Origin of the sequence: Streptomyces sp. NPDC048383 (assembly GCF_040651775.1) — a bacterium.
GTDB lineage: Bacteria > Actinomycetota > Actinomycetes > Streptomycetales > Streptomycetaceae > Streptomyces.
Window position 1 is genome coordinate 1 of record NZ_JBEZKS010000109.1, and the last position, 11,658, is coordinate 11,658.

Annotated in this window: 16 protein-coding genes; 9 read left to right on the forward strand and 7 right to left on the reverse strand. The window is 73.0% G+C overall.

Annotated elements, in window-relative coordinates; all coding sequences use genetic code 11:
* Positions 1–795 (reverse strand): hypothetical protein (locus AB0D46_RS37565; RefSeq protein ID WP_362884471.1); only part of this gene is annotated, 795 nt, incomplete at its 3' end.
* Positions 796–867: 72 nt separating this feature from the next.
* Positions 868–1,488, reverse strand: coding sequence for a nucleoside/nucleotide kinase family protein (locus tag AB0D46_RS37570; protein ID WP_362884496.1), 621 nt, complete (start codon positions 1,486–1,488; stop codon positions 868–870).
* A gap of 664 nt (positions 1,489–2,152) precedes the next feature.
* Between AB0D46_RS37570 and AB0D46_RS37575 the strand changes: the two genes are divergently transcribed.
* Entirely contained in the window at positions 2,153–3,103 is a 951-nt protein-coding gene (locus AB0D46_RS37575; protein ID WP_362884473.1) for a hypothetical protein, read from the forward strand.
* Between the two features lie 140 nt (positions 3,104–3,243).
* Here the strand turns inward: AB0D46_RS37575 and AB0D46_RS37580 are convergent, their stop codons facing one another.
* On the reverse strand, positions 3,244–3,411 hold the full coding sequence (locus tag AB0D46_RS37580) for a hypothetical protein (RefSeq protein WP_362884475.1): 168 nt from the start codon (positions 3,409–3,411) through the stop codon (positions 3,244–3,246).
* Positions 3,412–3,677: 266 nt separating this feature from the next.
* Between AB0D46_RS37580 and AB0D46_RS37585 the strand changes: the two genes are divergently transcribed.
* From AB0D46_RS37585 to AB0D46_RS37595, 3 genes are all read left to right on the forward strand, one after another.
* Positions 3,678–4,103 (forward strand): hypothetical protein, encoded by a 426-nt coding sequence (locus AB0D46_RS37585; RefSeq protein WP_362884477.1) that lies wholly within the window; start codon positions 3,678–3,680, stop codon positions 4,101–4,103.
* A 91-nt stretch (positions 4,104–4,194) separates the two neighbouring features.
* Positions 4,195–5,064: a D-hexose-6-phosphate mutarotase gene (locus AB0D46_RS37590; protein ID WP_362884478.1), complete on the forward strand. Its 870-nt coding sequence runs from the start codon at positions 4,195–4,197 to the stop codon at positions 5,062–5,064.
* A 60-nt stretch (positions 5,065–5,124) separates the two neighbouring features.
* The gene (locus AB0D46_RS37595) at positions 5,125–5,307 is read left to right on the forward strand and encodes a hypothetical protein (RefSeq protein ID WP_362884480.1); all 183 of its coding nucleotides are present in this window, start codon (positions 5,125–5,127) and stop codon (positions 5,305–5,307) included.
* An 84-nt stretch (positions 5,308–5,391) separates the two neighbouring features.
* On the opposite strand, the gene AB0D46_RS37600 is transcribed toward AB0D46_RS37595, so the two are convergent.
* On the reverse strand, positions 5,392–5,652 hold the full coding sequence (locus tag AB0D46_RS37600) for a hypothetical protein (RefSeq protein WP_362884481.1): 261 nt from the start codon (positions 5,650–5,652) through the stop codon (positions 5,392–5,394).
* 231 nt (positions 5,653–5,883) lie between these two features.
* Between AB0D46_RS37600 and AB0D46_RS37605 the strand changes: the two genes are divergently transcribed.
* A complete protein-coding gene (locus AB0D46_RS37605) occupies positions 5,884–6,867 on the forward strand; it encodes a hypothetical protein (RefSeq protein ID WP_362884483.1) in 984 nt (327 codons plus the stop codon).
* A 96-nt stretch (positions 6,868–6,963) separates the two neighbouring features.
* Here AB0D46_RS37605 and AB0D46_RS37610 read toward each other — a convergent pair whose 3' ends face one another.
* Entirely contained in the window at positions 6,964–7,536 is a 573-nt protein-coding gene (locus tag AB0D46_RS37610) for a putative glycolipid-binding domain-containing protein (protein WP_362884485.1), read from the reverse strand.
* A 236-nt stretch (positions 7,537–7,772) separates the two neighbouring features.
* Between AB0D46_RS37610 and AB0D46_RS37615 the strand changes: the two genes are divergently transcribed.
* Entirely contained in the window at positions 7,773–7,937 is a 165-nt protein-coding gene (locus AB0D46_RS37615) for a hypothetical protein (RefSeq protein WP_362884498.1), read from the forward strand.
* A 54-nt stretch (positions 7,938–7,991) separates the two neighbouring features.
* On the opposite strand, the gene AB0D46_RS37620 is transcribed toward AB0D46_RS37615, so the two are convergent.
* Complete coding sequence (locus AB0D46_RS37620) at positions 7,992–8,567, reverse strand: YbaK/EbsC family protein (RefSeq protein WP_362884487.1); 576 nt, start codon at positions 8,565–8,567, stop codon at positions 7,992–7,994.
* 193 nt (positions 8,568–8,760) lie between these two features.
* Between AB0D46_RS37620 and AB0D46_RS37625 the strand changes: the two genes are divergently transcribed.
* The gene (locus AB0D46_RS37625) at positions 8,761–8,937 is read left to right on the forward strand and encodes a hypothetical protein (protein WP_362884489.1); all 177 of its coding nucleotides are present in this window, start codon (positions 8,761–8,763) and stop codon (positions 8,935–8,937) included.
* On the opposite strand, the gene AB0D46_RS37630 is transcribed toward AB0D46_RS37625, so the two are convergent.
* Complete coding sequence (locus AB0D46_RS37630) at positions 8,903–9,346, reverse strand: hypothetical protein (RefSeq protein WP_362884491.1); 444 nt, start codon at positions 9,344–9,346, stop codon at positions 8,903–8,905. The genes AB0D46_RS37625 and AB0D46_RS37630 overlap by 35 nt on opposite strands.
* Positions 9,347–9,825: 479 nt before the next feature.
* Here AB0D46_RS37630 and AB0D46_RS37635 point away from each other — a divergent pair, with 479 nt between their 5' ends.
* Together AB0D46_RS37635 and AB0D46_RS37640 are read left to right on the forward strand one after the other, a co-directional pair.
* Positions 9,826–10,107, forward strand: coding sequence for a hypothetical protein (locus tag AB0D46_RS37635; protein WP_362884492.1), 282 nt, complete (start codon positions 9,826–9,828; stop codon positions 10,105–10,107).
* Between the two features lie 179 nt (positions 10,108–10,286).
* A complete protein-coding gene (locus AB0D46_RS37640; RefSeq protein WP_362884494.1) occupies positions 10,287–11,582 on the forward strand; it encodes a serine hydrolase domain-containing protein in 1,296 nt (431 codons plus the stop codon).
* Positions 11,583–11,658: the final 76 nt, after the last annotated feature.

The window sequence follows — 11,658 nt, forward strand, 5'->3', positions numbered from 1 at the left end:
CAAGTAGGCCCCGTCGCCCGCGGCCCCCGCCGCGGCGGCCAGCGCCGCCGCGGCGAGGTCCCGTTCGGCCTCGTCGGGCACGTGCGGGGTCAGGTCGGGGTGGGGCGCGCGCTCGTTGTCGATGCGGCCGGTGTCCGTGAGCACCGGTCCCTTGCGCAGGGCGTGGCTGAACCGACCGCCCAGGAACACCAGGGCCCGTTCGCCGTCGGCGACGCGGTCCATGTACGGCTGGACCATCGCCGTCTCGCCGTCCGCCTGGAGCATGCGTACGTGGGCCGCGGCTGCGGCGCGTTGCGTCGGGGTGTAGCGGGCGCTGTTGCGGGCGCCCGCGGACACCGAGGGTTTGACGACGATGTCCCCGCGCTCCGGCAGGACGACGTCCTCGCCGGGTGCGATGAAGCGGGTCGGCACGGTCGGCACCGAGAGGGCCGCCAGTTGCGCGAGGTAGCGCTTGTCGCTGTTCCAGCGCACCACGCGGGCGGGGCTGTGCAGCGCGGTCACCGCGTCGACCCGGTCGGCCCAGGCAAGGAACTCCGCCAGCCGGCCCGTGTACTGCCAGGTGGAACGGATGATCACGGCGGCCTGGGCGGCCCAGTCGAAGCCGGCGTCGTCCCAGCGTGCGGCCGTCGCGTCGATGCCCCGTGCGCGCAGGGCCGCGACCAACAGCGGCAGTTCGGTGTCGTGCGCGATGCCCGAGGCGTCGGTGGCCAGGGCGACCCTCGGCGCGACCCGCGGGGCGCTGCCGGGCAAGGAGGACGCCCTGTCGTCCTCACCGGCTTCGGTGTTGTCGTTCACGGTGGCGGCCGTCCCGTTCCTTCGTCGTCCGAGGGGATCACGTTCATGATCGCATCCACGGGCGCACCGGGCTCAGCCGATGTCGAGGACCAGGTCGGCGCGCTCGCGGCCGCGAGCGACGAGCCGCGCGTTGGCCTCGTCCGAGCGGTCGACCCAGGCCCGGGCGTGAGCGGGGTCCTTGCCGTGGCGCACGTGCCGGTCGACCAGGCGGGCGACGCGCAGGGCGTCGTCGGGCGCGAGGTACCACGCCTCGTCGAGGAGGGGCCGCACCCGCGCCCACTCCCCCGCGTCGTGCAACAGGTAGTTCCCTTCGGTGATCACCAACGGCACGCCCGGCGCCACGGGGATGCTCCCGGCGACGGGTTCCTCGATCGTACGGTCGAAGGTCGGCGCGTACACCGTGCTGCCGTCGGGGTCGCGCAGGCGGCGCAACAGGGCGGCGTAGCCGGCCGCGTCGAAGGTGTCCGGCGCCCCCTTGCGGTCGGCCCGGCCCAACCGGGCCAGTTCGGCGGCGGCGAGGTGGAATCCGTCCATCGGCACGACCACCGCGAGGGCGGGCCCGAGGTCCGCGGCCAACCGCCCGGCCAAGGTCGATTTGCCGGCGCCGGGCGGCCCCGCGATCCCGAGGATCCGCCGCCCGCCCCGAGCGGCCAGCGCCCGGGCCCGCTCCGTGAGGTCGGCTCGTTCCGACAGGTCGACCCGTTCCGTCGACCCGGCCCGTTCCGTCGACCCCGCCCGTTCCGTCGTCTCGTGCGACTCCGTCGTGTCCACCCGCCCCATCCTGCCCGACCGGGTGGAGCGCAGCGAACCGAAGGGGCGGGCCCGCAGCGGTGTGCGGAGGCACGGGAGTTGTCACCGGTGCGGCACGCGGCTCGCCTGATCAGGTCGGTGTGCGGGTGCTCCGGAGATACCGGGCAGAGGTGTGGCCGCGGGGTGTGGTCGAACGTCTCAGCCACGCGCCGAGGTGAGTGCCACCGGACCCCGCGATACCGGTACGTCGCGCCGTGGCCGGTGGGCCCGGGCCCCACCCGACGCACGCCCTGCCGGAAACCGGTTGCCGCTCCCCCGTGACCTCGACCCTGGCGGATCGTTTCTCTTCATGTCGCGCCAGGTGCATGCCCCGCAAACCCCCCGCGGCGTGCGCGACAGGACGAAGGCCATGGGAGCACCATCTCTCCCATGGCCTTCGCGCGCGTTCCGGCCGGTGCGGAAGGAGCGTTTCAGCGCTGCTCATTGCCGGGATGTCGCTTTCCTGGACCCCGATCGGGGCGGATCTCGCCGTGAGGCAACTACAGCCGCTCGCAGGTGAGTACCATCCGGCAGCAACACACCAGGTCTCACAGGAGAGCGAGCCGACATGGCAGACGAGCTGGACACCACGCCCATCCAAAGCCTGTACGCGGAGCGTTTCGCCGCCGATCTGGAGACCAACCGCAAGGAGCAGGAGGACCTCTCCTCGCGGATCACCGAGCTCGAAGCGCGGTTGAAGCAACTGAAGGCGGACGAGGACTGGCTCTGCGGCGCGCAGGGCGCGGTTCCTCCGGCGGGGTTCCTCGCGGGAGGGTCCTCGGCGGCCGTGACCGCGGTCCCGCTCCCCGCCACCGAGGAGGCGCCGGCCACCCGGGCCGTCCCCAAGCCCCGGCAGGCGAAGAAGGCGTCGGCCACCGCGCCCCGCGCCAAGAAGGCGGCCCCGGCCAAGAAGCCCTCCGGCGGCGCCACCGCGACGAAGACCAGGACCGCCCCGGCGACGAAGGTCAAGCCGGCGCCGGCAACGGCGCCGAAGACCGCGGCGGTCGCGGCCGCCCCGGCGAAGACGACGGAGGCCGCGGCGGCCCCCGCGAAGGCGACCCCGGCGAAGACCGCCCCGGAGGCGGCGGCGCCCGCGAGCGCCGTGAAGAGCGCCCCGGCCACCACCTCGAAGGCCGCCCCGGTCAAGGCCTCGAAGGCGGCCCCCGTCAAGGCGGAGAAGGCCGCCCCGGCCACGGAGAAGCAGGCGGCCCCGAAGGCCGTCAAGGTCGCCGAGCCTCCGCTGCGCGAGCTCGTCCTGGCCCTGCTGACCGGTGCGGCGGAGCCCCGGATGGTCAGTGAGGTGTCCACCGAGCTGACGGCCGCCCACCCCAGCCGGTCCACCTCCACGCAGGTGGTGCGCAACACCCTGGAGGGCCTCGCCAAGAAGGGGCTCATCGAGAAGGACAACAAGCAGGGTTCGGTGATGTACACCGCTCCCCGGCCCGGTACGGACCGTCCGGCGCCCGAGGTGCCGAAGGCGGAGAAGAGCGCCGACGCGACGGCACCGTCCGGGGCCTGACCGGTCGGCGCCCGCCGCCCGCCACACCGCACGACTCACACCGCGCCACCCACACCGCCCGCACCGTGCTCGCCGTTCCCACGGCCGCACGGGCGGGCGGTCGGTCGTTCATGGGGCTTGCCGGTACACCCGGGCTCGTCTCAGCGTGCGTACTTCGGCGGCTCGTCGGCGTGGGGTGGGACCGGCCGTTCGTCGGGGCGGTCGGTGTCATCGTCCGCGTCCAGGTCCTGCAGGCCGGGGAAACGGTAGGGATCGAGCGCCCACTTCGGCGTTCGGGACGAGAGTGCGTACGTCGGTGTGGTGGTCATCGAACCTCCCGAGATCGTCACTGAACGTCAGGACTCATCACTCTCCGCGCGCGGTTGCACAGGGGGTTCCTTTCCACCCGAACGCCCCCAATGGCATCTCGTCACATCGCGGTTCGGCCTCCGCACGAGGGGTCCTGACGGGCCGTCGAGGGGGCACAGGGGTGAAGACGTTTCCATCATGACAGGTCAGGCGGCATTTTCGTAGGACGAACGGCACAGGCGATTGCCCTTGTTTGGGTACCTGTGCGGCTTTCAGAATCACCTTCATGGATCACACGGCGCACATCAATCACGACGCAGTCCTCCGGGCCCGGGTGTCCCTCCTCGCATCGGGGACCCTGCCGGTACGCCGACAGGTCGCCGCCTACCGCGTACTCGTCCAGGTGAGTCCGCTCGCGTACCTGCCCCGGCTGGTGGAGGCGCTGTACGCGTACAGCGCCCAGGAGTTCTGGGACCGGCCCGACATAGCCCTCGCCCTGCGGACCGAGGCCCTGTCCGCCGCCCGCCGGATGGGAGCGCTGGAACAGGGGTGGGAGGAACTGATCGCGGCGGCGCTCGCCGGGTACGGGGAGCAGTTGGCCCTGATGGGCCGGGGGGAGGAAGCCGAAGGCACGTACGCGGAGATCAGGTCCCTCGGGTGCGATCCGCGGGCGGTCCTGGACGCCTTGAGGCGCCCGCGCGGCGTCTCGTGAATCCGGTGGGCGGTCCTGGCCCCGCGTGCCAGGACCGCCCGCCCGGGGTGCCGGTTTGACGGGGCGGGCGTCCGTTCTGAAGAGTCACCGTATGAACGAGAACCTCCTCGCCCTCCCCGTCGCCGAACGGCTGACGCCCTCCGTCAGCCTGCGCCGGATCGGAGAGCTCCCCCTGGTCGTCGTCGACCACCCCGAGGTGCGGGGCGCCGTCACCCTCCAGGGTGCGCAGGTCGTCGGCTGGCAGCCCGCCGGCGGTGAGCCGGGTCTGTGGCTCAGCGAGAGGACGGAGTGGACCGAGGGGAAGGCCGTGCGGGGCGGGGTTCCGCTCTGCTGGCCGTGGTTCGGACCGGCCGGCAGCCCCTCCCACGGGTTCGCGCGGACCGCCCGGTGGGAGCTCGACGCGTACGAGGAGTCCGCCGAGGGCGTGCGGCTGACCCTCACCCTCGGCGATTCCGAAGAGACCCGCGCCGTGTGGCCGCACGCGTTCGCGCTGGTCGCCCGGATCGTGCTCGGCGCGACCTGTGACGTCGAACTGGAGGCGCACGGCGACTACGAAACCACCGCCGCGCTGCACACCTACCTCCGGATCGGTGACATCGACGCGGTGGGACTCACCGACCTGGGCGAGCGGTACACCGACAACCTCCGCCACGAGCGGGGCACGGCGGAACGGGAACTGCGGCCCGTCGGCCGCGTCGAACGGGTCTACACCGAGCCCGTCGCCCTCTCTCTGGTCCATGACGAGGGACTGCGCCGCACGATCGAGGTGCGCCACCGACACCAGAGCGACGTCGTGGTCTGGAATCCCGGCCCCGAGCTCTCGCACACGATGACGGACCTCACCGACGACGGCTACCGGCAGTTCGTCTGCGTGGAGACGGCCCGCCTCGCCCGCCCCCTGGTCAGCGCCCCGGGCAACCCCGCACGGCTGGCGGTCTCCCTGCGCACCCGGGCGCGTTAGCCGCAGCGCCGCGGAGCCCTCCGGTGTGACGTGCGGGGGCCGCTCCCCGTTGTCCGGGACATGGACGAATTGCTGGACGTGCTGCTGGACGGTGTGACCGAGCCGCGCCTGAAACTGATCAGCGGGGACGAGGCCAGGGCCCTGATGGTGCTCCTGTGCGCCCTGGAGGACGACGGGCGGACCGAGGAGGTCCGCAGAGCGGCGGGAGAGATGCGCTCCCGCCTGATGATCCGCCTGGCCTGAGACCGGGCGGAGACCGGAGGGGACCGGCCACCGGGGCCGGCCCCCTCCGCCGTTCGACGGGCCTCCGCTTCCGACGGGCTCCCGCTACGGGTTGAGGCGGGTGTTGACCAGGTACCGGGCCTGCTCGGACAGCTCCTTCCGCCGTGCGTCCTCCGCCACGAGCCGCAACTCCCCCTGGAGCGCCAGCTCGGTACGCAGCACCGTGCTCCGCGGCACCGGCACCCGTTGCCCGGGCTTCTCGGTGAACGGCTGGAGCTCGGCGGCCGACGCCTGGGCGTCCTCCGAGGTTCCGCGGCGCAGCGAGAGGAACACCCGGGAGAGCCAGTCGGCCGGGATCTTCACCATGAAATCGTCCATGGAGAGACAACGGCTCATGATCCCGGCCCGTCACGGCATTCCACCCTTTCCGGATGCCCCGGTCGGCCGACCTCCTCGCCCGACCGGTCCGGCGCCCGGGCCCCGTACGGGTCACGGCCCCGACGCACGCCGCGCTCCGCCCGCTCGGGACCGTTGGGCGGTACGGGCCGCTTGTAGCATGCGGTTGCTCAACAGGACGGCTCGGCAGGGGTGGAGAACATGAGCATGTACACGGGCGGCGGATACCACGGTCCTCCGGAGGGTCAGGGCGGCGGACCGCCCCCGCGACCCGGTTGGACGCCGGCGCCCGCCGCGCCACCGGTGCCGCCGCAGGGGTACCCGTACCCGCCGGGGCCGCCGCAGGGGTACCCGTACCCGCCGGGGTACCCGTACCCGCCCGCAGGCCCGTATCCGGGGTACCCGTACGCTCCCGTCCCGCCCACCCCGGTGCTCCTGACGCGGCGCCAACAACTGGTGCGGTTCGTCATCAACCCGGTGTACGCCGCCCGGCGCGTCTTCCGCCCCTCCCGCCCCGACCTGATCTCGGATCCCCTGGTGCACAAGCTCCAGCTGTGGCGGACCCTGCTCGGCGCCGCCGCGTGGCTCGCGTTGACGTTCACCTACTCGGCGATCGCCAGTGCCGCGGACGTCGGCGCCGTCGCGAGTGACCGCTTCGCGCAGAGCTGGGACAGCGTGCTCGTGCTGGCCTGCACCTTCCCGGTCGTGGTCGGCGCCTTCGTGGCCGCCGCCCGGGGCCCCGTACGCCGCCTCTACCTGCGGCGCGCCCTGCGCTCGCTCGGAACCGTAACGGCGCTGATGACCGCCATGTTCAGCGCCGTGATCGTGGTGGCGCCGGAGGGGCAGGGGCTGCGGGACGCGGTGGGCCTCCCGGGCAAGATCGCCATGGGGGTGGTGTTCGTGTGGGCGCTCGGATTCTCCCTGTACGGCATCGGGCTCTCGCTCGTCCACGTTTTCCGCACCGCGGACATCCACGAGTTGGTGCCTCCGATCCTGGCCACGCTGCTCGTGTGGGAGATGGCGGTCCTGGACCTGATCAACGGCACGTACGACCAGGTACCGCCGGCCGCCCGCCTGGCCTTCGTCCTGGGCGCGCCGGTCACGGTGACGGCCCTGTCCGTCTGGGAGGCGTACCGGCTGCGCCGCTACCACGGCATGTCCCTGCGCCGCGCCCTGCGGCCCTGAGACCGGCTGCGGCGCGGCCGCGTGTGGGACCCCGGGTGATGGTGGAGCGTTTGGCGCGCTCCGACGGTCCCGCCGGATCGTGCCTGAGCCCGCGGGTCAGCGGGTCAGTGTCGTGGCCAGGTGCGGGTAGTCGAGGACCAGGCCGTTGTCGTCGAAGGTGATGTCGCTGCGGAAGCCGTCGGACTCGTAGCGGACGACCGCGGCGGGCCCCTGCGTCTCCAGCGGGGTGTACGTCTGGTGGCTCGCCGAGACCTCCAGGCCGGGGACGGACACCCAGGCCATCAGGAATCGGTGCGCCGGGCTGGCGGGGTGGAGGTGCAGCCCGTGCCGCAGGACCGGCATCGTGTTCGTCAACGGGCACAGGCCCAGGTCGCAGTCGAGCGCGCCGTCGAGGTCGGGGCGGTGCGAACCGTCGGCGCTCCAGCGACCGGCGGCGTGGCGCAGGTCGAGGGCCCGGGTGGCGTCCTCCGTCTCGACGGTGACGAACAGGCGCGAGGTCACGTAGTCGTCGGCCGTCTCCAGGGCGTACGTCACCCAGTACGGCTCGGGGTCCAGGCCCACGGCCCGCCCCCGGGCCGTGAGGCCGCCTTCGGTGAGCCGGACCCAGGCCGTCGCCTGGCCGCGGTCGGGGAGGATGTCCCAGGTCCGTACGAGACTGCGCGTGTTCATGGGGACGACCCTAGGCCCCTGGCGGGACCCGGGGCGGATCGATCCGCCGGTGGCGCCGGACCCGCTCGGCCTCGACGGAAAGGCCTTCCCGCCACGGTGGTTGTGCGGCGGGGCGGCCGGTCGGACACCCTTCCGGGCCGGCCGGGGGCGGACTTCGTTCCGCCGCCGGGAGGGCGCACCCCTACACTTGTGCCCGCCCGGCCGAAGGCGCCGGCTTCAGGGGAGCGAAGTCCGAAGTGAGCAGCATCAGCAGCGACGCGCCGATCTACGACCAGCTCATACGGGAGCGGGGCGATGTACCGGGCCAGGTCCGGCGGGAGGCCGAGGAGATCCACCGGGCCCTCGCCCAGGTGATGGCCCGCCGAGCCCCGGCGGGCATGCCCACCTGGCGGACGTCCTAGCGCGCGGCCGTGGTGCCCCGTCCGGTCGGCGGGGTGATGACACCCGGATGACACTCAGCGGACGTCGGGACCCGATCCCACGGCGAGGCCGGCGACCGGTTCGGCGCCGGGGAGCCGCGCGAAGAACCGTCCCGGGACGATGAGCTTGCCGCGACGGCTGCCGCTGCCGACGAGCACGTGGGGCAGTTCGGCGACCGCAGGATCCACCAGGAGCGCCCAGTCGGCGGGCAGGCCCAGCGGAGTGATCCCGCCGTACTCCATGCCGGTCAGCTCCACGGCGGTCGCCATGGGGGCGAAGGACACCTTGCGGGCGCCCAGGTGGCGCCGGACGGTGCCGTTGACGTCGACGCGGGCGCCGGAGAGCACCAGGCAGGCCGCCAGGGTCGTCCCACCGCCCCGCTTGGCCGCGACGACGACGCAGTTCGCCGACGTGTCGAGCAGCTCCTGCCCGAAGTGGGCGACGAAGGCCGCGGTGTCGGCGATGGCCGGGTCGGTGTCGACGTACACGATCTCCTCGACGGGCAGGTCCCCGGCGAGGCCGCGCACGGCCTCCGCGACGGGGAGCGTCAGCTCGTCGAGGCAGTCGGGGGCGGGCCGGGCATGGGTGAAGGGGCCGATCGGAGCGCGCATGCCCGTACGGTAACAGCGGCCCGGTGGCGGACGATCCCCTCCGCTTTCCGGGCGGACCCCGGTCCCGTCCGGTGCCGAACCCGGTGCACGGTGGCCGGGACGGTGGGCAGGAGCATGACATATCTTCGGCGACTCGGGCCGCCTCGCGGCGCAGACGCCCGAGGAGATCCGCGCCGTTTCCGCCGTCGGCGGGGTGAGCGACCTGACGACCGTGGTGGCCGCCGTGCCGGCCCTGCTCTTCGTCCACAAGCTGACCGCGATGCAGCACCTCAAGGCCACGCAGGGCCCGGTCGCCCACGTCCGAGGACCACCGCCCGGCCGCTCCGGGACCCGGGTCAGGGGGTGCCGGGAGCGGCCAGCAGGTCGCTGACCAGACAGGTGGTCTTGCGGCCCGCGTGTTGTTTGATCAGGCCTTCCTTCGCCGCGCCGCGGACGGCCACCGTGGTGGTGCCGGGGCCGGAGGGGGTCAGGGTCACGGTGACCACCACCGGGTTCATGCCCGCGAAGCCGCCGCCGACGAGGGCCCGCAGCACGGACCCGACCTCCGGGCCGCCCCGATCGGGGGTGGTGTCCAGGAGGCGGCCCACGCGGGCCAGCGTCACACCCACGTGCGTCGCCGCCCGGTCCAGGGGGAGTTCCAGGGTCAGCGCGGTTTCGTGGACGTCCTTGCGCAGGTACCGCGCCGCCAACCTGGCCCCGAACCGCCCGCCGGATCCGCCGCCGATGGCACCCGCCGCGCCCAGCGCGTCCGCGAGTATCCGGTCCTCGTCGTTCACCATCGCGTCAGGGTACCGGTCGGCCCCGGTTCCTCGGGAGTTCGGCCGGGGGCTCAGTACGCCACGGGCCACTGGACGATCCGGGTGACGTCCTCGGGGTCGACGTGGCCCCGGTCCGCGAGGCCGCGGTCGAGGAGTTCGGTGCGCCGCTCGTCCAGCGCGACGAGCTCCGGGTGCGCCGACGAACGGCACTACGTACGGAGCCTCTCGGTCCGGGACGGCCGCGGACGTACCGCCCGCCACGCCCTCGGCAGGGACGGTCAAGGCGATCGTGATGGAGGTGAGTTGGCGCACGGACCGAGGCCGGGCAGCGGTCCGCGCCGGCGTCGAACGGTTTGCCGGGCCGTCGCTTCGAGCAACCGGGTGCGCGGCGGTCGGATGTGAGCCGAACGAGGGCTCCTCGCCCGGGCGGCCGACCGGGTTGGGCCGTCCCGGGGTCCGCCCGCCCCAAGCTGGGGGCAACCCACGAAAGGACCTGTCCCATGGCGAACGTGCGGCGCATCGTCGACGTCGAGACGCGTGAGCTCGAAGTCTTCGAACTCACCACGGACGAGAAGGGGCTGGCGGAGATGCGCGCCGACCCCGAGGGGTACGTGCGCAAGGTGCTCGCGGCCGACATCGACCACATCAACGGCGTGTCCTTCGACGTGCACGTGCTCTCCGAGCTGAGCAAGGCCACGGCCGTGTCCGGCGGCCCCTACGTGGTGCACCACACCGTCAGCGGGAAGTGGGAGTCCTGGGTGGAGGTGACCAACCCCAAGTAGGGCCGGCATCGCGCGACTCGCTCCACCGGGTCCCTCGGGGCCGCGGTTCCCGCTCGCCGTTGATCTTTCGTAAGCTCGTGATCGGCCCGTCCGCCGACCGAGCCTTCCGGCATGCGGTCCGGCGGCCCCGGGACCTCCCACAGATATCGACAGAGTCGAGGACCAACGTGCCCCTGCCCATGAACCGACGCCTGGCCGCCGGCGCCGCCCTGCTGGCCGTGGTGGCCGGTGTCGCTCCGGCGACCGCCGCCCAGGCCGCCCCGGCCACCGCTCAGGCCCCGGCCGCCGAGGCCGCGCAGACCTCCAAGTCCGGGCTGCCCGCGCCCGATCTGGAGGCTCTCCTCCAGGCGCTGCGGAACACGACCGCCGAGGGTGCCCCGGGCGCGATGGCCCGCATCGGTGGGGTCGACGGCGTGCAGAGCAGGACGGTCGGCGTGCGCGACCAGACCACCGGCGCGGCGATGGACACCCGCGCCCGGTTCCGGATCGGCAGCGTCACCAAGACCTTCTCCAGCGTCGTGCTGCTCCAACTGGTCGACGAGAAGAAGATCGAGCTGGACACTGCGGTCAACCACTACCTCCCCGGGCTGCTGCCGGACGACCGGATCACCGTGCGCCACCTGCTGACGCACCGCAGCGGGCTGGCGGACTACACGAACGCCATGTTCAACGAGACCGTCCCCGGCTTCGAAGCCGTGCGGAACAAGCAGTTCAGCTACCAGGACCTGGTGACCCTGTCGCTGAGCGAGCCGCGCACCACCGAGCCCGGCGTGTCGTACAAGTACTCGAACGCCAACTTCGTGGTCGTCGGCATGCTGATCGAGAAGGCCACGGGACGTCCGGTCGCGAAGGAGTACGAGCGCCGGATCATCAAGCCGCTGAAGCTGCGCGACACGTCGTACGTGCACCCGGGCACGGAGATCAAGGGGTTGCACACCCGCGGTTACCTCACCCCGGACGAGGCCGGCGCGCCGCTGGTCGACTCGACGGAACAGACCGTGTCCTGGGCGCAGTCGGCCGGCGCGATGATCTCGAACCCCGCCGACCTCAGCACCTTCATGTCCGCGCTGGTGACCGGCAAGCTGCTGTCGTCCCGGTCGCTGGACGCGATGCTGACGATGACCCCCACCGACGCGACCAACACCCGTTTCTACGGGCTCGGTCTGCGCCGCTACGACCTGTCCTGCGGCACCTCGGTGTACGGGCACACCGGCACCGTGCAGGGCTTCTACACCTACGCCTTCGCCACCCGTGACGGCAAGCGCAGCCTCACCGCGATGGCCAACACCTCGAACCGCGGCGTGGCGAACACGGCGCTCGGCGGCACGCTCGAAGCGGCGTTCTGCGGCAAGAAGCCGGTCAAGGCCACCGCGCGCGGCTTCTCCTCCGCCACGAACGACGCGTCCGCGCCGGGCCGCTCGGCCGTGACGGTCGCGCCGGCCGAGGTGGACCTGCCGGAGCGCAACGCCCGCTGATTCCCGGGCCGCCGTGACGACCGGCGCCACCGCCCCACCGCCCCCGCCCCCATCGACGCGGACCGCTTCCTCACCG